Here is an 18,400-nt window from a genome sequence, read left to right on the forward strand (position 1 = left end):
CCAGCCATCGCTGATCCTCCAATTTGCGGGACAAACTATCCCAGTTGGTGGACCACTTTCAGGGGGCTATTCCAAAGGGCCAGAGGCGGCCAGCCATGGCGCCCACGCCATCGGCGTCCGGCCCGAGCATATCGAGGTGTCTACGACCGAGGGCCACTGGCAAGGCACCGTCGGCGTGGCCGAGCATCTGGGCAGTGACACTTTCCTGCATATCCACGGCGTTCCGGGCTGTGACCCGATGACCGTGCGCGCGGGCGGCGACATCTCCGTTCATCACGGCGACACCGTCTGGCTGACGCCCAACCCCCAACATATCCACAAATTCGATGCAGAAGGATTGCGCATCCAATGAAACGTCTGGACGGAAAATCGGCCCTGATTACCGGCGCCGCGCGTGGTATCGGCAAGGGCTTTGCAGCTGCCTATCTGCGCGAGGGCGCGACGGTTGCCATTGGCGACATCAACCTTGAGGCCGCCGAAGCAGCCGCCAAGGAACTGGGCGAGGGCGCCTATGCCGTGCATCTGGACGTGACGCAGCAGGACAGCATCGACGCCGCCATTGGTGCGGTGGTCGCGAGGGCCGGAAAACTCGATATCCTGATCAACAATGCCGCGCTGTTCGATGCCGCCGAGACTGTCGACATCACCCGTGCCAGCTATGACAAGCTCTATGCGGTCAACGTCGCGGGCACGCTGTTCACCATGCAGGCGGCCGCAAAACAGATGATCGCGCAAGGCCATGGTGGCAAGATCATCAACATGGCCTCGCAGGCGGGGCGACGGGGCGAAAGCCTCGTGCTGGTCTATTGCTCCACCAAAGCCGCAGTCATTTCCATGACGCAATCCGCCGGTTTGAACCTGATCAAGCATGGCATCAACGTGAATGCCATCGCGCCCGGTGTGGTTGACGGCGAGCATTGGGAACATGTCGATGCCATGTTCGCTAAACTCGAAGGCAAAGCTCCGGGCCAGAAGAAGGCCGAGGTTGCCGCCGGTGTCCCCGCAGGCCGTTTCGCTACTCCGGATGACTTGACCGGCATGGCTGTCTTTCTCGCCTCGAAAGAGTCCGATTACATCCTGTCGCAGACGTATAACGTCGACGGCGGCCAGTGGATGAGCTGACATGAGACTTGCCGACGCCGCCCTGACATCGCTGCCCGAGGCCGTCCTGCGCCCGACCTATGACCGGTCCGCGCTGACGCCCGGGATTGTCCATATCGGCCTCGGCAATTTTCATCGGGCGCATCAGTCGTGGTATCTGCACCGGCTGATGCAGCAGGGGATGGCGCATGATTGGGCCATCCTCGGCGCGGGGGTCCGGCCCTTTGACGCCGCCCAACGTGACCGACTGAAAGCGCAGGACTGCCTGACTACCCTGATCGAGCTGGACCCAAAGGGACAGTCCGCCGAGGTGGTCGGGTCGATGATCGATTATATCGAGATCGCGGAAGGTAACGGCCCGTTGATTGCCGCCATGAGCGATCCCCGCATCCGCATCGTGGCGCTGACGGTGACAGAGGGCGGCTACTACATTGACCCAGTGACCAAGGCCTTTGATGTCACGCACCCCGACATTCAGCATGACGCCGCCAATCCCGACAGGCCCCGGACGGCCTTTGGGGCCATTGTCGCGGCGCTGAAGGCGCGGCGCGATGCGGGCCACGGCCCCTTCACAGGACAAAGCTGCGACAACCTGCAAGGCAACGGCGCGATTCTGCGGCAAACCGTCGTCGGGCTGGCCCGCCTGTCCGATCCCGCGCTGGCCGACTGGATCGACACCCACGCGACGTTCCCCAATTCCATGGTCGATTGCATCGTTCCCGCCACCGGCCCGCGCGAATTGGCGCTGGTGCGAGAGATGGGGATCGAGGACAACGCCCCGGTCACCCATGAAAACTTTCGCCAATGGGTGATCGAGGATGACTTCTGCGCCGGGCGACCCGACTGGGACCGCGTCGGCGCGACCTTCACCAAGAATGTGCATGACTTCGAGGTCATGAAGATCCGCATCCTGAACGGCGGGCATCAGGTGATTGCCAACGCGGGCGAAGTTCTTGGGATCGAGACGATCCATGGCTGCATGGGGCATTCACAGATCGGGGTCTTTTTCGCCCGCGTCGCCACGCGCGAAATTGCGCCCCACGTCAAACCCGTTCCCGGTATGACGCCCGAAGCCTATGTCACCATGATCCATCGCCGCTTTTCCAACCCGATGATCGCGGACACCACACGGCGGGTGGCTTTCGATGGCTCGTCCCGTCATCCCGGGTTCCTCCTGCCGACATTGCGCGAGGCTCTGGCGGCGGGGACTCCCATCGACGGGCTGGCATTGTCCGAGGCGCTTTGGGCGCGCATGTGCCAGGGCACACGCGAGGACGGCACAACGATCGAGGCCAACGATCCGATCTGGGATCAACTGCAACCCGTGGCCGCAGCGGCGCGGGATAGGCCCGCCGATTGGCTGGAACAACGCCAGATCTACGGCGATCTGGCCGATGATCCGCGATTTGCCACTGCCTTCGCGACAGCCCTGCGCCGGATTTGGACCGAAGGCACCGAAGCGGCTTTGGCGCACTATCTGGAAAGCTGAGTCATGCAGGCAGTCCTTTTTCCTGCCCGTGATAGCGTCACGTTGACCGACCTTCCCGATCCTGTCGCAGGTCCCGGGCAGGTGGTGATTGATGTCAAGGCGGGCGGCCTGTGCCACACCGATTTCGAGGTGCTGCACGCCAATTATGGGCCCGGGTCTTTTCCCGTGGTGCCGGGGCATGAATATGCTGGCGTCATCGCGGAGATTGGTGCGGGCGTGACTGGGCTGACGGTTGGGGATCGGGTCGTGGTCGACCCGAACATCCATTGCGGCACCTGCCCGGCCTGTCAGCGCGGCTGGGCGCATCTGTGCGACAGGCTCGAAGCCTATGGCGTTACACGTCACGGCGGCTTTGCCGAGATGTCAGTGGTGGCCGCCGATGCAGCTCACAAGATCGGGGACATGCCCTTTGACGTGGCCGCCCTCGCCGAGCCGATGGGATGCGTTCTGAACGGCCTCGACGCCGCTCAGGCTGCGGACCGGCGAAATGTGCTGATCATTGGCGCTGGACCGATGGGCCTGATGTTGGCGGTAGGTTTGCGCGCGGAAGGGGTTGGTGATGTCACCCTGGCGGATCTCGACGACGCCCGGTTGTGCTTTGCGCAAGATATGGGGTTCTCGGCGATCCGAGCCGACAGCGAAAAGATGCAGGTTTTCGATCACGGCGCCGACTTGGCGATTGACGCTACGGGCGTTCCGCAGGTCGCCGCCACGCTGACGCGATACACGGCAAATGGCGGGGCTGCGCTGTTTTTCGGGGTGTGCCCGCAGGCGTCGGTCATCGAGATTTCCCCTTTCGAGGTCTTTCGCCGCCAATTGTCGCTGGTCGGCTCGCACTCCCTGAACCACAACATCCCGCAGGCGCTGGCTGCCCTCCGGGCGTTTGACGGCGATCTGTCACAACTCGTCTCGCACCGCCTTTCACTGGACGAAATGCGGGCAGTCTTCGCCAACGGCCCGCCGCGCGGGTGTCTCAAGGTGCAGATGGCGCGCTAGAGACTGATCGGCTGCCCGGCCGGGTCTGTCGCAAATGACATCCATAGTTTGCAGTTTTGAAGCGACCGCTTTCTGCGCGTTTCGGGTGTTCGCAATTCAATGAAGAATTGCAGCTTGCTCCGTTGGCTCTAGCGATCGCAACAGCCTCGGATTACGGATGCCCGTCGAAGTGAAAGATCCATCTTCTTCGGGTCAAGGTCATCCACTATGGCCAATAGCTTTGTGGTTCGGGGCGAGGCGGTTTCGGGTCGGGCGGGTTTCAAACCGCGGTCCCGGAATGAACGTTCTGCGTTTCCCAGCGGTTCGCGAACGCCTGTCCCGATTTTCCGCTCCGCCATTGCAGGGGTGAAACGATCCTTCTAGGCTCCGCCGCAACCAACATGAAAGGGAGCCCCCATGTCCGACGGACCCACCTACGGTTTCGACACGCTGCAAATCCACGCGGGCGCCAGCCCCGATCCGGCCACCGGCGCGCGGCAGGTGCCGATTTACCAGACCACCGCCTATGTCTTCAAAGATGCCGATCACGCGGCCCGTTTGTTCAACCTGCAAGAGGTGGGCTATATCTACTCCCGCCTGACCAACCCGACCGTCGGCGCGCTGGCCGAGCGGATCGTGACGCTGGAAGGCGGGGTCGGGGGCTTCTGCTGTTCCTCGGGCCATGCGGCGCAGATCATGGCGCTGTTCCCGCTGATGGGGCCGGGGCTGAACATCGTCGCCTCGAACCGCCTGTATGGCGGCACCATCACCCAATTCAGCCGCACGATTCAGCGCTTCGGCTGGTCCTGCACTTTCGTCGATTTCGACGATCTGGACGCCGTGAAGGCGGCGATTGACGACAACACCCGCGCGGTGTTCTGTGAATCCATCGCAAACCCCGGCGGCTATATCACCGATCTGGACGCAATCTCGGCCGTGGCCGATGCGGCGGGCGTGCCGCTGATTGTCGACAACACCTCGGCCACCCCCTATCTGTGCCGCCCGATCGAACATGGCGCGACCATCGTCGTCCATTCGACCACGAAATACCTGACCGGCAACGGCACCGTGACCGGCGGCTGCGTCGTCGACTCGGGCAAGTTCGACTGGGGCAAGTCGGGCAAGTTCCCGTCGCTGGCCGCGCCGGAACCGGCCTATCACGGGCTGAACTTCTACGAGGCGCTGGGCCCGATGGCCTATACCTTCCACGGCATCGCCGTGGGTCTGCGCGACCTTGGCATGACCATGAACCCGCAGGCGGCCCATTACACGCTGATGGGGATCGAAACCCTGTCGCTGCGGATGCAGAAGCATGTCGCCAACGCCGAGAAGGTCGCCGCCTGGCTGGAGGCCGATCCGCGCGTCGATTACGTGACCTACGCTGGCCTTAAATCCTCGCCCTATCATGACCGCGTGGCCAAGATCTGCCCCAAGGGCGCGGGCGCGCTGTTCACTTTTGCGGTGAAGGGTGGCTATGACGCCTGTGTGAAACTGGTGGATAGCCTTGAGCTGTTCAGCCATGTCGCCAACCTTGGCGACACCCGGTCGCTGATCATCCATTCGGCCTCGACCACCCACCGGCAGTTGACCGAAGAACAACAGCGCGCGGCGGGCGCGGCCCCCGAGGTGGTGCGCCTGTCCATCGGGACCGAAGACCCCGATGACATCATCGCCGATCTGGATCAGGCACTGACCAAGGCCACGTCGAAGTAGGGAAAACCGGACTGGTCGCGACCGGTCCGACCCGGTCAGAATGATGCCGCACCCCAGTATTCCGGGGTGCGGTTTTCATTTTGAAAGGAACGACAGATGTGCCCGATTGATGTAGGCTCTGACCCCTCCACCCCGTCCGATGGCGGCCCGGCCCCCGATGGCGGAACCAAGACCACGACGACCACCGAGGGCGGCACCACCGTCACCACCAAGAGCGGCGGATCGTCGGGCAATGTGTCGATCAAGATCGTCAGCACCGGCGGCAAGGTCATCCGCATCCTTGTGAACGGCAAGACCGGCGAGATCATTCACATCGAGAAATAGCCGCCCCGGGTGCTGAAGGCCCGCCCGATCTGGGGCGGGCCTTGCTGGGCTCAGTTCACGCCGGACAGTTCAAAGACCATCGAAATGCTTGAGTAGATCGTGATTTCACCCGGGGCGACGGGGACTGCCATTTGCGGGGCGGACCGGGACGATGCCATTTCCATCATCGGTTCGGCCACCATTCCATAGTTGCTGCCATCGCTGATCGACCCGTCGGTGATCCGAACAACGCTTCCCAGCTCCATCCCCGCCGCATCGGCGTAAAGCGCTGCAAGCCGCATCGCCTCGGCCACGGCGCGGCGGCGGGCCTCGTCCCGCACGCTGTCTTCGTCCTGAAGGCCGAAGCGGATGCCCTGCACCATGTTTGCCCCGTCCCCGACGGTGGCCGACAGAACCTCGCCCACGGCGTTGATGTCACGGATCTTGGCGGTGATCGTATTGGTCGCGGTAAAGCCCACGATATTGGAATAGTCGGTCCCGCCCAGAATGTTCTGCCCATAGCGGGGGGTCAGCCGGATCGTGCCGGACTGCACATCGGCCTCGGCCACGCCCTTGGCCGCCAGCCCGTCCAGCACCGCCGCGGTCCGGGCCGATGCCTCGTCCATGGTGGCGGCTTCGGTTTCGGCCTCGACCCGGACGCCAAGGGTGACGGTGGCCATGTCGGGCGGCACGGAAACCTCGCCCTGCCCGGAAATGTCGATTGTGCGCAGCGGGCTGCCGTCATCGGCCCAGGCGGCGGGGCCAACGAGTAGGGAAAGCGTGGCAAGGGTGGCAATCATCAAACGGCGCATGGGAAACTCCTTTTCTGCCCGGTTGTTCGAATGGTTCACCCCTATGACGCATCTGGCAAGCCGGTCCTTGGGTCCGGGCGGGGGATTTCCTTGGACTGGGCGGGAAGTTGCTCTAGCCTCGGGTCGCGCGCGGGGATACATTCCGTGCCTGAATGAACAATGCTAAAGCCCCCTCATGACGCCAAATTTTTCCCTTTCCCTTTCGGCTGACGGTATCCGCCTGTTGCGGCGCGCGACCGGCGGCTGGACCCTTGTTGGCGAGGTGGCGCTGGATCACCCGGACCTGCAGGGCGAACTGGCCCGGCTGGCCGAAGTGGCCGCGCGGCTGGAGCCGGGCGGGGTGCGGACCAAGCTGCTGATCCCGAACGACCAGATCCGATATATGGCGCTGGACACCACCCGCGCCGAAGACGCCGACGTGCGCGCCGCGCTGGAAGGTGCGACGCCCTATGCCGTCGATGACCTTGTCTATGATTTTACCAAGGGCGGCGGCCGGACCTATATCGCCGCCGTGGCCCGCGAGACGCTGGAAGAGGCGGAAGGGTTCCTTGGCGAACTGCCATTCAACCCGGTCTGTTTCGCAGGGGTGCCGGAACCGTTCACCTTTAATGGCGAGGTGTTCTTTGGACCGACGGCAGCAGCGGCGGATTTGCCCGGTGCGGTCGCGCGCGATGACGAGCCGGTTGCGGTGATCGGTGTAGAGCCATTGCCCGAACCCAAACCCGAGCCCGAACCGGAGCCAGCGCCAGAGCCGGTCGAAGAACCGGACCCCCAGCAGGCCTCGGAGCCGGTTCCCGTTCCCGCGCCTGAACCGGACGACGCGCCGATGGCAGAGGATGTGCCGCAAGACGAGGAAGAACCGGCCGCAGAGGACGCGCCCGAAGCGGAGCCTGCCGAAGAGGTTGTCTTTGCCAGCCGCGCCAAGCCGCTTGTGGCGGACCGGACGGTTCCACCGGCCCCGGCCAAGGCGAAACCCGCGCCGAAGACGGACGGCGGAGAGCCGATGTTTGCCAGTCGCGCCCGGTCCGAGGCCGGGGCCGCGAAGGACAAAGAGAACCCGACGCCCCTTGCCGTTCAGGGGGCAAAGGCGGACGGCCCGCGCCTGACAATTGGCGCGACCGATGGCGCCCCGGCTGCCCCGGCCCGCCCGGTCCAGACCAAGGCGCCGGTGTCTGCCGCCGCCCCGGTGGTAGCCTCGGTCGCGGAAGGGGCCGCGCCTGCCGTATCGCCAGCCGCGATTGCCGCGACGATGGACCCGGTCGAGCAGGAGGACGACGAACCGGCGGCGTCCGCTTCCCCTGCTAAACCGGGCCTGTTCCGCAGCCGCCGCAAGGCTGGCAAGCGTCCTCCCGCCCCCGCCCCGGACGCGCCAGAAGAGGAGGCCGAGCGCCTGACCGTGTTCGGTGCCCGCAAACGCCGCAAGTCGGGCCCGGCTGTCGGTGGCAAGCCGAAGTACCTTGGCCTGATCCTGACCGCGATCCTGATCCTGTTCCTTCTGGCGGTGGCGGCGCTGGCCACTGTCGGGACGGAAACCATCGCCCGCTGGTTTGGATTTGGGGACAGCGCGGTCGAGGTCGCGGCCACGGGCGGGCAGGGCGACCTGACAGCCGTGCCCGTGGCAATCCCGACCCCGGCGGAAGAGTTTCCGAACCTGCCCGCGCCCGAGGAAGAGGCGCTGGCCGATGTTGCCGACGCCGAAGACCTGCTGCCGCCGCCCGATGTGACCGCCGCGGTGATTGCCGCCATGGACCCCGAACTCGCCCCAGAGCCGGACACCCCGGAGGCCGCGGCGGTTCCTGTCGCCTCGCCGGTCAATCCCGGCATCCTGTCCCCGGCTGAAGCGCAGCGCCGGTACGAGGCGACGGGGGTCTGGCAGCGCGCGCCGCGTCTGCCGCTGATGCCGCGGGTCGAAGGCACCGACGATGTGTTCCTTGCCGCCGTTGATCCGGTTAGCCCATCGGCGGATGCCATTGCCCTTCCAGCAATCGCCCTGTCGGCGCCCGACGCGGTGATCCCCTTTCCGGTGAATCCGCCGCCAGCCGATGCCGTCTTTGAACGCGACGCGCGCGGTTTCATACTGGCCACCGCTGTCGGCACCCGCCTTCCCGACGGTCTGATTGTTTATGCCGGCCGCCCGGCCGTTGTCCCGCCCGCGCGGCCGGACATCGCCCCGACGCCCGGTGACGATGCCACCGACGACCCCACGACCGAGGAGGTCGCGCTTCCTGAAGGTCTGCAGGTAACGCCCGGTGGTGTGTCGCTGGCAGGGTTGCGTCCCCGGTCGCGGCCAGGCGATTTCGCCGACACGGCAGAGCGGGACACGCTGGGTGGGTTTACCCGCGCCGAACTGGCGGGCTTTCGCCCACGCGCGCGCCCCGATGACCTTGCCCCGCCGCCGCCGCCCGCCGATGCGGGGGCCATAGCGGCGGCGCTTGCCGGGGCGGTCGACCCGGCGGCGGATGCGTCCGACCTTGCCGTTGCGGTGTCTGTCCGGCCCGACGCGCGGCCGCGCAACTTTGACCGGATCGTTTCCGCCGCCCGCGCGAACCCGCAACCTGCCCCGGCTGCCGCCGCCGCCCCGACGCCGTCTGCCTTTGTCGCGCCGAATGGCCCGGTGCCGGGTGGCGTGGCCCGCGCCGCGACCGAAGACAACGTGCTGCGCCTGCGCGACATCAATCTGATCGGCGTGTCGGGGTCTTCGTCAAACCGGACCGCCATCGTCCGCCTGTCAAACGGCCGGATCGAGGTGGTCCGCGTCGGCGACCGGCTGGACGGTGGGCAGGTCAGCGCGATCAGCGACACAGCCCTGTCCTATGTGAAACGAGGGCGCACGATTACGCTGGAAATGCCGCGCGGCTGATCCTGAATGTCGCGTGATTGTCACCGGAACCCCATAGGTCACCGGTGGTAGTTGCAGACAGGACGTGAAAGACTAGGACCATGGAAAGCTTTCTGTTTCAGGCGACGATCTACCTTGGCGCCGCGGTCATCGCGGTGCCGCTTGCCGCGCGCCTTGGGCTTGGGTCGGTGCTTGGCTACCTTGTCGCGGGGATCATCATCGGCCCGGTAACCGGGCTGGTCGGGACCGAGACGCAGGATTTGCAGCATTTTGCCGAGTTTGGCGTGGTGATGATGCTGTTCCTGATCGGGCTGGAGCTGGAGCCGCGCACGTTGTGGGCCATGCGCACGCGTCTTCTAGGGCTTGGGGGCTTGCAGATTTTCGTGACAGGCGGGGTGATCATGTGGGTCGCCATGCTGGCGGGGGAAACCACCCAGACCGCGCTGGCCGTGGGCATGATCCTTGCGCTGTCATCGACCGCCATCGTGCTGCAGACCCTGACCGAAAAGGGGCTGGTGCAAACGCAGGGCGGACGCAACGTGTTTTCCGTCCTCCTAAGCCAGGATATCGCTGTGATCCCGATGCTGGCGATCCTGCCGCTTCTTGCGGTGCGTTCGCCGGTGATGCTGAACCCCGATGGGTCGATGGCGCGGGCATCCGACCCGGATCATCATGGCGACGGCCACGGGGTGTTTTCCCTGCTGGAAGGGATGCCCGGCTGGGCGGTGACTCTGGCTACGCTGGCCGCCGTGGCGCTGATCATCCTTGCGGGGGTGTTCCTGACCCGACCGGTGTTCCGCTATATCCACCACGCCCGCCTGCGCGAGATGTATACGGCGCTGGCCCTTCTGATGGTCGTTTCCATCGCGGTGGTGATGGAGGTCGTGGGCCTGTCGCCCGCACTGGGCACCTTCCTTGCCGGGGTGGTTCTTGCCAACTCTGAATTTCGGCACGAATTGGAAAGCGACCTTGAACCGTTCAAGGGGCTTCTTCTGGGGCTGTTTTTCATCACCGTGGGGGCAGGTTTCGATTTCGGGGCCTTCTTCAAGGATTGGGGCGACGTCATCGGGCTGACGATCCTGCTGATCGCGATCAAGGGCGGTATCCTGTACATCCTTGCCCGCCTGTGGCGGTTGAAACCGCATGACCGCTGGTTGTTCACCCTCAGCCTCAGTCAGGCGGGGGAGTTCGGGTTCGTCCTGATTTCATTCTCGCTTGCCGCCGGGGTGCTGACACCGGGGATGGGGCAAAAGCTGCTTCTGGTGATCGCGCTATCGATGCTGATCACGCCGCTTTTGTTCATCCTGTACGAATACCGCGCCCGCCGCATGAAGACCGAGGTGGAGGCGGAACCGGATGAAATCAACGAGGACGGGCCGGTGATCATCGCGGGGATCGGGCGGTTCGGCCAGATCGTGAACCGGCTGGTGCAAAGCGCAGGGTTCAAGACCGTGGTTCTGGATGCCGACCTTGAGACAGTCCAGATGATGCGGAAATTCGGGTTTCGCGGGTTCTTTGGCGACCCGACCCGCCCCGACCTGCTGAAGGCCGCCGGCATCGCCGAGGCGCGGGTGCTGGTGGTGGCGCTGGACGACAAGGCGGCGGCGGTCCGGCTGGTGTCCTACGCCCGAAAGGAACGGCCCGACCTCCATATCGTCGCCCGTGCCCGCGACCGGGTGCATGTGTTCGAGCTGTATCAGGCCGGAGCCAATGACATCGTGCGCGAGTTGTTCGACAGCTCGCTTCGGGCGGGGCGCTATGTTCTGGAAAACCTTGGGCTGTCGGACTACGAGGCGGCGCAGGCCGAGGACATGTTCTATCACCACGACCGCGAGAACATGATCGAACTGGCGCCGCTGTGGAAACCCGGCGTGCCGGTGGAACAGAACCCGGACTACATCAGCCGCGCCCGCGAGTTGAACAACGAGTTGGAAACGGCCTTGGCCAGCCGCCAGCAGCGCAACGAGAAAGCCCCGCAGAGGGGCGGCCGACGGGGCCTTGTCTCGTCCGGTGAAAAACAGGGCTAAGCGGCGGATTTTCCTTGCGTGGCTCGGATATCGGCCCTATGCGGGCCGCCACTTTGGTCCTGCTCTGATCTTTGGGGGGATTTAGACGATGCAGACGCCCTATTACCTGATCGACAAGGCGCGGCTTCTTCCGAACATGGAAAAGATTGCGTGGCTGCGGGAGAACTCGGGCGCCAAGGCGCTGCTCGCGCTGAAATGCTTTGCCACATGGGATGTGTTCGACTTCATGTCGGATTACATGGACGGGACCACATCGTCGTCGTTGTACGAGGTCCGGCTGGGGCGCGAAAAGTTCCCGGGCGAAACCCATGCCTATTCCGTCGCCTATGCCGATCACGAGATCGACGAGGTGATCGGCCATTCCGACAAGATCATCTTCAACACCATCGGCCAGTTGGACCGGTTCGACGCGCAATCGGCCAACCATGTGCGCGGGCTGCGGGTGAACCCCGGTGTCTCGACCAGCGGTTTTGACCTTGCCGACCCGGCGCGGCCGTTTTCGCGGCTGGGCGAACATGATCCTGAAGAGATCGCCAAGGTGATCGACCGGGTGTCGGGCTTCATGTTCCACAACAATTGTGAAAACTCCGATTTCGACAGGTTCGACAACATGCTGTCTCTGATCGAGCAGCGGTTTGGCCACCTGATCCGCGACATGAAATGGATCAGCCTTGGCGGCGGCATTCATTTCACCGGCGAAGGCTATCCGCTGGACCGGCTGGCCGACCGGCTGAAACGGTTTTCGGATAGCAATGGCGTTCAGGTCTATCTGGAACCCGGCGAGGCGGCGATCACCAAGTCGACCACGCTAGAGGTGACGGTTCTGGACACGCTGTTCAACGGCAAGAACCTTGCCATCGTGGACAGCAGCATCGAGGCGCATATGCTGGATCTGCTGATCTACCGCGAAAGCGCCAAGATCAGCCCGAACGAAGGCCCGGAAGAGTGGATGATCTGCGGCAAGTCTTGCCTTGCCGGGGATATCTTTGGCGAGTTCCGCTTTGCCGATCCGATCCGCCCCGGCGACCGGATCAGCATTCAGGACGCCGCCGGTTATACCATGGTCAAGAAGAACTGGTTCAACGGCGTCAAGATGCCCGCCATCGCGGTGCGCGAGTTGGACGGCACCGTGCGTCTGGTGCGCGATTTCGGATACGAGGATTTCGCGGCGGCATTGTCCTAAGCATCGTATTGATCGGGAGAAGGCCACATGTCTTTTGACTATGATCGTCTGTATCGCGATGCGCCCGATGCGCTGGGCCCGCCGTCGAAGCCCTTTGTGGACTTCTTCAAGCGGGTTGCCGGACGGCGGCTGACCGTCCTTGACCTGGGCTGCGGACAGGGGCGTGACGCCTTGTTCATTGCGCGGATGGGGCACGAGGTGCTTGGCGTTGATATTGCACCACACGGCATCGCGGCCCTGAACGAAGTAGCGGAGGCCGAGGGCATTCCGGCACGCGGCGTTGTCGCCGACATCGTGGATTTCCAGCCCGAAGCGATGTTCGATGTGCTACTTCTGGACCGGACATTGCATATGCTGGCCGAAGGGCCACGGCTGTCGGTACTGGCGCGGCTGCTGGATCATGTTGAACCGGGCGGCTGGGTGCTGATTTCTGACGAAGCGCCGAATATGCCGGGGATCAGGCAGGTGATCGCAGGCCATGGTGCTGGCTGGCGGACGGAATATGAAAAGGCCGGTTGGCTCTTCCTGCAACGTGACGCAGATTAGGATTGAAACTCTAACCAAAGGGGGTTTGGCCCGTTGAAAAAGAATGTTCTCATCATCGGCGCAGGTGGCGTCGCTCAGGTCGTGGCGCATAAATGCGCGCAGAACAACGATGTGCTTGGCGATATTCACATCGCCAGCCGGACGCTTGCGAAATGCGAAGCGATCCTTGAGTCGGTCCGGGAAAAGGGCGCGATGAAGCAGGAGGGCGTTCTTCAGGCCCATCAGGTCGATGCGATGGACAGCGCCTCTGTCGCCGCGCTGATCCGGGACACCGGCAGCCAGATCGTGATCAACGTCGGATCGGCCTTTGTGAACATGACGGTGCTGGACGCCTGCATCGAGACCGGCGCCGCCTATATCGACACCGCCATTCACGAAGACCCGGCCAAGATCTGCGAAACCCCGCCGTGGTATGCCAACTACGAATGGAAGAAACGCGACCTGTGCACCGAGAAGGGCGTGACCGCCATTCTTGGCGCGGGGTTCGATCCGGGTGTGGTCAACGCCTTTGCCCGCTTTGCCATCGACATGATGGACGAGGTCAAATCGATCGACATCGTGGACATCAACGCCGGATCGCACGGCAAGTATTTCGCCACCAATTTCGACCCCGAGATCAACTTTCGCGAATTCACGGGGGTGGTCTACTATTGGGAAGACCAACAGTGGAAAGAGACGACCATGTTCGCCTCGGGCCATGACTGGGACCTGCCCGTCGTCGGCACCCAGCGCGCCTATCAGTCCGGCCATGACGAGGTGCATTCGCTGGCGACCAATTATCCGCAGGCCGACGTCCGGTTCTGGATGGGCTTTGGCGACCATTACATCAACGTCTTTACCGTGCTGAAGAACCTTGGCCTGTTGTCGGAACAGCCCGTCACCACCGCCGAGGGGCTGGAGGTCGTGCCGCTGAAGGTGGTCAAGGCTGTGCTGCCCGACCCGTCCAGCCTTGCGCCGAACTATACCGGCAAGACCTGCATCGGCGATCTGGTGAAGGGTGTGAAGGACGGCGAACCGTTCGAGGTCTTCGTCTACAACGTCGCCGACCACAAGGAAGCTTATGAAGAGGTCGGCAGCCAGGGCATTTCCTATACCGCGGGCGTGCCGCCCGTGGCCGCGGCGATGCTTGTGGCCAGCGGCGACTGGGACGCGGGCACCATGAAGAACGTCGAGGAACTGGACCCCAAGCCGTTCTTCACCATCCTTGACCGGATCGGCCTGCCCACCCGGATGCAGATCGGCGGTCTGGGCGGCGAAGATAAGCCCTGGAACGCCTGATAATTTGCCCCGGCGGCGCGGGTTCGCTGCCGGGGCTTTTTCCGCCGTTGCGCGGCCCGGACCCGCAGCGCGCGCCGCTTTTGCGAAAACTTGATCTGACTTAACCGATTGTTGGGGCTTTTCGCCCAAACCTGTCTCCGAGATGACATGACGGAGACGAGTTGATGAGCCTTCATTCCGACCTGCGCGACGCTGCCAGTGCCGCCGGAGACCGCAGCCATAACGCCGCCTTCATGGGCAGTTACCTTGAAACCCTGACACTGGTCGAACGGCTGCATCGGCTGCTGCTGGACGTGATCAAGGATGAATTCGAACGGCTGGGGGTTCTGGAAGTGAACCCGGTGCAGGCGCTTCTTCTGTTCAACATCGGCGACAACGAGGTCACAGCCGGGGAGTTGAAAACGCGCGGCTACTATCAGGGCTCGAACGTCAGCTACAACCTCAAGAAGCTGGTGGACATGGGATACATGCACCACCAACGCTGCGAGATCGACCGACGGTCGGTGCGCGTCCGGCTGACCGAAAAGGGCCGACAGGTGCGCCGCGTGGTGGCCGACCTGTTTTCGGCCCATTCCGACGGGCTGCAATCCCGCGCGATCCTCGACATGGACGGCATCGAACATATCACCGCGGCGCTGCGCCGGGTGGAACGCTATTGGGCCGATCAGATCCGCTATATCTACTAAGGCAGGCAAGACCAGAGCAAGCAAAGGCGCGAGGAGGGGGCAACTCTCTCGCGCCGCTTGCTGTCAGGGCAGGGGGGCCATGCCGATGGCGATGGTCTGCAATTCACGGATCAGCTTGCGTCGCATCGCGGCCTCGTAGTCGTCGAACCCCAGCGCGGTTTCGATGAAGGCGCCCGGGCCCCGGATCACGTAGCTTTGGAAATAGGCCGATAGTTCCTGAATCTCTTCGGAGCGCGGGTCGCCTGCGTAGATGTCGGCATCGGCTCCGATCACCAGCGCGTTGACCACCATGCTGGGCGGCAGGGCCGCATCGGGGATGTCTTGCGGGCGAACACCGGTGTTGGACTTCCCATCGCCCGAGATGTCGAGCGTGTGACGCCAGCAATCCCCTTGCCCGCGCAGCAGGCCGATCCCCGTCTCGACCGCCGCGCCAAGGGCGGTGGTGACAGGCTGGCCCGCAGGCCGGGGGTGGCCGCGCAAAACCGTCGCGGCATCGGCGATTGCGACGGGGTCGGACAGGTCCGACCAGGGCAGGATGATCCGCTGGTAATTCGGCCCCGACCATTCGTAGACGGTGATCCGCACCGGCGCGCCACCATCGCCCAAAAGCGCCTCGACCACCTCGGGCGCGGTCAGGGCGGCGGCCAGCCCATCCAGTTGCAACCGGTATTCGCGGGCATCGACCGAGCCCGACACATCCAGCCCCAGCGCCAGCGCCTGTCGACAGGCGGCGTCGGCCGGGGTGGCCGCAAACAGCGCTAAGGCGATGGCAGTCGCCTTCATCCCGCCCCGTCCCCGTCCCCAATGGGGCGGGCGCCAATCATCTGCGACTGCAACTCGCGCAGCAGCTTGCGGCGCATGGCGCGTTCGAAATCCTCGAACCCATTGGCGACCTCGACGAAAGATCCCGGCCCCTGCCGGACCTCGTCCATGTAAAACCCGATCAGCCGGTCCGGATCTTCGTAATCGCCTGCGTCGATCACCAGCCCGTTCACCGTCACCCCGGCCAGCGGGAAATGGGCATAGGCTTCGGTCGGGCCGAAGCCTTCGTTGTTGATGCCGTCGCCCGAAACGTCAATGGTCTGGAACAGACAGTCGGGCCCGTCACGCAGCACGCTGGCTGCATGTCCCAGCGCATAGCCGACAGCGGTTGGAAAATCGTCATGGGCGCGGCGGCTGGTGGCAATCCGGTTCGACACGATCAGCAGGTCCGCCTCGGACCGGATCAGCCGCCAGGGCTGGATCGTGATCTGGTTGTAGCGGCCCGACCATTCGTAGATGGCAATCGCCACCGGATCGCGGCCCGCAAGAAAGGCCTCTTGCACCTCCGGGTCCAGTAGGGCGGCTGAGAGGCCCAGCCGTTGCAGCCGGTCTTCGTCGGCGTCGACGCTGGACGACACATCCAGCGCCAGCACCAGCGCAAGACGGCAGGCCATTGCCGGACCCGCCGCCACGGCGCAGAGGGCCGCCAGGGCTATGGCGGCCGCGCGGATCACCAGTGGCCCGTGTTTTCCATCGAGGCCCAGGGCTCGGCCGGGGGCAGGCTGTCGCCCTTCTGCAAAAGCTCGATCGAGATATTGTCTGGCGACCGGACAAAGGCCATGTGCCCGTCGCGCGGGGGCCGGTTGATCGTCACCCCGTTGTCCATCAGGAGCTGGCAAATCGCATAGATATTGTCGACCTCATAGGCGAGGTGGCCGAAATGGCGGCTGTCCGAGGGCAGACCCTCGTCCCCGTCCCAGTTGTAGGTCAGTTCGACCGGGCAGTCCTCTTGCCCCGGAGGAGCCATGAAAATCAGGCTGAACCGCCCGCCTTCGTTGTCATAACGCCGGGTCTGTTTCAGCCCCAGAAGCTCGTAAAATGCCATCGAGGCCTCAAGGTCTTTGACCCGGACCATGGTGTGAAGGTAGCGCAATGCCATCGGTCTTCCTTTCCCTGAATCGGGCGAAGGGTAGCATGGCAACGGGCGCGCGCCAGCCCCGTGGTCAGAAGGTTGACCGAATTCCGATCTGAAGACTGATTTCCGCGGTGTCAAAGCGGCTGACGTTGCTGCGGGTGATCTGCCGCGTCAGGGTCAGCACAGGGGCGAACCCGGCAAAGGACCAGTCTGCCGGGGTCACCTCGACCGAGGCGAAGCCCATCGTATCCTGCCGCCCGCCGGGGACCACAAACACCACCGCGTAATCGGGATAATCCGACATGGCCCCGCCAAGGGTGAACCGCATGCTGGCCGGGCCAATGGCCTGCGCCGGGGCAAAGGACAGCTGCGCGGTCGCCACATCCGACCGGTCGTTGGGGGTTGGGCTTTCGGTGTGCCGCAGGCTAAGGCTGACGGCGTATTGTCCCGCCATCGCCCCGTCCGCGACCCATGTCAGCCCGGTGCCAATCGTTCCGATCCGCGCGTCCTGTGCCCCGGCGCTGTCCCAACGCGTTTCGATACTGGAAAAGACCTGTGCGGCGGCGCGATCGGACAGGGCATAGGTCCCATCACCCGACAGCCTTGCAAAACTGTAGCTGACATCGGCCTCGGCCCCGCCCCAGACCCGGCCCACGTTCATGCCCCAGCCATAGCCCAGTGTATCCGTGGCCCGGCGCGCACCATATCCGAGGTCCGCCACAAGATAGGCATAGTCGCGGTTTTCCGCTTCCGGCGCGGTGGCCCGTGCCGCGTCGGACAGCCGGACACCTCGTCCGATCAATCGCGCTGTCAGAAACCTCTGCCGGGTTTCGCTGTCTTCCAGCCGGTAGCGCAGAGACAAGTCGCCCCGCGCCTCGATCCCCGACAGGGCCTGCGCATCCCCGCTGAGGACACCGACGAAAGGCAGCCCGTCGATAATGTTGTAGGCCCCTTCGCTGCCACCGTTGAGGTTGGACGAAGGGGTCAGGGCAAAGGCAAGGTCGATCCGAAGCGGGTTTCGGTTTGCGACAAGTCGGTAGTCCCGCGCGGTCTGCTGTTCCTGCGTCTCATTCGAGGCATGGATGGCCGCGCGCCGCAACCACAGTTGGGATTGGGTGAGCCGTTCGGCCCGCATCGCGGCCAGCGCGGTCAGGCGTGCTGCCTCGTATTTCTCGGTCTCTGTTCGGGACAGGGAAAAGGCCCGCGCCCCGGCCCGTTGGCCACCCGCCGCATCGCCCAGTTGCGGCAAGGCGGCGGCAAGAAGGACCCACGCCGTCCGGTCATTCGGGTTGGCCTGCAACAGCCCCTGCGCCAGTTCCCGGGCCAATGCGGGGTTGCCTGACAAGAGCGCCTCTTGCGCCAGCCGCCGTCCGCTGTCGAGGTCGAGCGCGATCCGGTCCTGCGCTGCCGCGGAAAGGGTCAGCCCCGCGATGATCGCAAGGCTGGCCAGAAACCTCAGAGGGCTGAATGGCATGTGGCGTGCCCCCATCGGGTGGTCCGGTTTGATTGTTAGTGCATCGTGGGCCTCTGGTCCATCGGAACGATGCTTTC

At 64.2% G+C, this 18,400-nt stretch carries 17 protein-coding genes; 12 read left to right on the forward strand and 5 right to left on the reverse strand.

What is annotated here, in order from left to right:
• The 6 genes from U3648_RS16145 to U3648_RS16170 all read left to right on the forward strand — a co-directional run.
• A partial coding sequence (locus U3648_RS16145) for a TOBE domain-containing protein (RefSeq protein WP_420860263.1) occupies positions 1-352 on the forward strand: 352 nt, incomplete at its 5' end.
• Positions 349-1,122 carry an L-iditol 2-dehydrogenase gene (locus tag U3648_RS16150; protein ID WP_420860264.1) on the forward strand — a complete coding sequence of 258 codons (774 nt, stop codon included), beginning with the start codon at positions 349-351 and terminating at the stop codon, positions 1,120-1,122. The genes U3648_RS16145 and U3648_RS16150, both read left to right, overlap by 4 nt.
• A gap of 1 nt (position 1,123) precedes the next feature.
• Entirely contained in the window at positions 1,124-2,590 is a 1,467-nt protein-coding gene (locus U3648_RS16155) for a mannitol dehydrogenase family protein (protein WP_420860265.1), read from the forward strand.
• A gap of 3 nt (positions 2,591-2,593) precedes the next feature.
• Positions 2,594-3,586 carry an alcohol dehydrogenase catalytic domain-containing protein gene (locus U3648_RS16160; RefSeq protein ID WP_420860266.1) on the forward strand — a complete coding sequence of 331 codons (993 nt, stop codon included), beginning with the start codon at positions 2,594-2,596 and terminating at the stop codon, positions 3,584-3,586.
• 396 nt (positions 3,587-3,982) lie between these two features.
• On the forward strand, positions 3,983-5,278 hold the full coding sequence (locus U3648_RS16165) for an O-acetylhomoserine aminocarboxypropyltransferase/cysteine synthase family protein (RefSeq protein WP_420860267.1): 1,296 nt from the start codon (positions 3,983-3,985) through the stop codon (positions 5,276-5,278).
• Between the two features lie 96 nt (positions 5,279-5,374).
• Entirely contained in the window at positions 5,375-5,602 is a 228-nt protein-coding gene (locus tag U3648_RS16170; protein ID WP_420860268.1) for a hypothetical protein, read from the forward strand.
• 50 nt (positions 5,603-5,652) lie between these two features.
• On the opposite strand, the gene U3648_RS16175 is transcribed toward U3648_RS16170, so the two are convergent.
• A complete protein-coding gene (locus U3648_RS16175; protein WP_420860269.1) occupies positions 5,653-6,393 on the reverse strand; it encodes an SIMPL domain-containing protein in 741 nt (246 codons plus the stop codon).
• A gap of 175 nt (positions 6,394-6,568) precedes the next feature.
• Between U3648_RS16175 and U3648_RS16180 the strand changes: the two genes are divergently transcribed.
• From U3648_RS16180 to U3648_RS16205, 6 genes are all read left to right on the forward strand, one after another.
• Positions 6,569-9,253 (forward strand): hypothetical protein, encoded by a 2,685-nt coding sequence (locus tag U3648_RS16180; protein WP_420860270.1) that lies wholly within the window; start codon positions 6,569-6,571, stop codon positions 9,251-9,253.
• A gap of 80 nt (positions 9,254-9,333) precedes the next feature.
• Positions 9,334-11,259: a monovalent cation:proton antiporter-2 (CPA2) family protein gene (locus U3648_RS16185; protein WP_420860271.1), complete on the forward strand. Its 1,926-nt coding sequence runs from the start codon at positions 9,334-9,336 to the stop codon at positions 11,257-11,259.
• 88 nt (positions 11,260-11,347) lie between these two features.
• Positions 11,348-12,442 (forward strand): carboxynorspermidine decarboxylase, encoded by a 1,095-nt coding sequence (locus U3648_RS16190; protein ID WP_420860272.1) that lies wholly within the window; start codon positions 11,348-11,350, stop codon positions 12,440-12,442.
• A 27-nt stretch (positions 12,443-12,469) separates the two neighbouring features.
• Positions 12,470-12,988 carry a class I SAM-dependent methyltransferase gene (locus U3648_RS16195; RefSeq protein ID WP_420860273.1) on the forward strand — a complete coding sequence of 173 codons (519 nt, stop codon included), beginning with the start codon at positions 12,470-12,472 and terminating at the stop codon, positions 12,986-12,988.
• A gap of 33 nt (positions 12,989-13,021) precedes the next feature.
• Entirely contained in the window at positions 13,022-14,266 is a 1,245-nt protein-coding gene (locus tag U3648_RS16200) for a saccharopine dehydrogenase family protein (protein WP_420860274.1), read from the forward strand.
• A 164-nt stretch (positions 14,267-14,430) separates the two neighbouring features.
• Positions 14,431-14,952, forward strand: coding sequence for a MarR family winged helix-turn-helix transcriptional regulator (locus U3648_RS16205; RefSeq protein ID WP_420860275.1), 522 nt, complete (start codon positions 14,431-14,433; stop codon positions 14,950-14,952).
• 63 nt (positions 14,953-15,015) lie between these two features.
• On the opposite strand, the gene U3648_RS16210 is transcribed toward U3648_RS16205, so the two are convergent.
• From U3648_RS16210 to U3648_RS16225, 4 genes are all read right to left on the reverse strand, one after another.
• A complete protein-coding gene (locus tag U3648_RS16210; protein ID WP_420860276.1) occupies positions 15,016-15,735 on the reverse strand; it encodes a DUF1194 domain-containing protein in 720 nt (239 codons plus the stop codon).
• Complete coding sequence (locus U3648_RS16215) at positions 15,732-16,388, reverse strand: DUF1194 domain-containing protein (RefSeq protein ID WP_420860277.1); 657 nt, start codon at positions 16,386-16,388, stop codon at positions 15,732-15,734. Before U3648_RS16215 ends, U3648_RS16210 begins: the two co-directional genes overlap by 4 nt.
• Positions 16,389-16,444: 56 nt before the next feature.
• Positions 16,445-16,873 carry a VOC family protein gene (locus tag U3648_RS16220; protein ID WP_129679468.1) on the reverse strand — a complete coding sequence of 143 codons (429 nt, stop codon included), beginning with the start codon at positions 16,871-16,873 and terminating at the stop codon, positions 16,445-16,447.
• Positions 16,874-16,937: 64 nt separating this feature from the next.
• Positions 16,938-18,400 (reverse strand): hypothetical protein (locus U3648_RS16225; RefSeq protein ID WP_420860278.1); only part of this gene is annotated, 1,463 nt, incomplete at its 5' end.

The organism is Marivivens marinus (assembly GCF_035969385.1).
GTDB lineage: Bacteria > Pseudomonadota > Alphaproteobacteria > Rhodobacterales > Rhodobacteraceae > SELP01.

Bases quoted from the DNA above. Each gene is read 5' to 3' on its own strand.
- U3648_RS16220 (WP_129679468.1), bottom strand. From the start codon at position 16,873: ATGGCATTGCGCTACCTTCACACCATGGTCCGGGTCAAAGACCTTGAG.
- U3648_RS16160 (WP_420860266.1), top strand. From the start codon at position 2,594: ATGCAGGCAGTCCTTTTTCCTGCCCGTGATAGCGTCACGTTGACCGAC.
- U3648_RS16165 (WP_420860267.1), top strand. From the start codon at position 3,983: ATGTCCGACGGACCCACCTACGGTTTCGACACGCTGCAAATCCACGCG.
- U3648_RS16185 (WP_420860271.1), top strand. From the start codon at position 9,334: ATGGAAAGCTTTCTGTTTCAGGCGACGATCTACCTTGGCGCCGCGGTC.
- U3648_RS16150 (WP_420860264.1), top strand. From the start codon at position 349: ATGAAACGTCTGGACGGAAAATCGGCCCTGATTACCGGCGCCGCGCGT.
- U3648_RS16155 (WP_420860265.1), top strand. From the start codon at position 1,124: ATGAGACTTGCCGACGCCGCCCTGACATCGCTGCCCGAGGCCGTCCTG.
- U3648_RS16210 (WP_420860276.1), bottom strand. From the start codon at position 15,735: ATGAAGGCGACTGCCATCGCCTTAGCGCTGTTTGCGGCCACCCCGGCC.
- U3648_RS16195 (WP_420860273.1), top strand. From the start codon at position 12,470: ATGTCTTTTGACTATGATCGTCTGTATCGCGATGCGCCCGATGCGCTG.
- U3648_RS16180 (WP_420860270.1), top strand. From the start codon at position 6,569: ATGACGCCAAATTTTTCCCTTTCCCTTTCGGCTGACGGTATCCGCCTG.
- U3648_RS16170 (WP_420860268.1), top strand. From the start codon at position 5,375: ATGTGCCCGATTGATGTAGGCTCTGACCCCTCCACCCCGTCCGATGGC.
- U3648_RS16215 (WP_420860277.1), bottom strand. From the start codon at position 16,388: ATGGCCTGCCGTCTTGCGCTGGTGCTGGCGCTGGATGTGTCGTCCAGC.
- U3648_RS16175 (WP_420860269.1), bottom strand. From the start codon at position 6,393: ATGCGCCGTTTGATGATTGCCACCCTTGCCACGCTTTCCCTACTCGTT.
- U3648_RS16190 (WP_420860272.1), top strand. From the start codon at position 11,348: ATGCAGACGCCCTATTACCTGATCGACAAGGCGCGGCTTCTTCCGAAC.
- U3648_RS16205 (WP_420860275.1), top strand. From the start codon at position 14,431: ATGAGCCTTCATTCCGACCTGCGCGACGCTGCCAGTGCCGCCGGAGAC.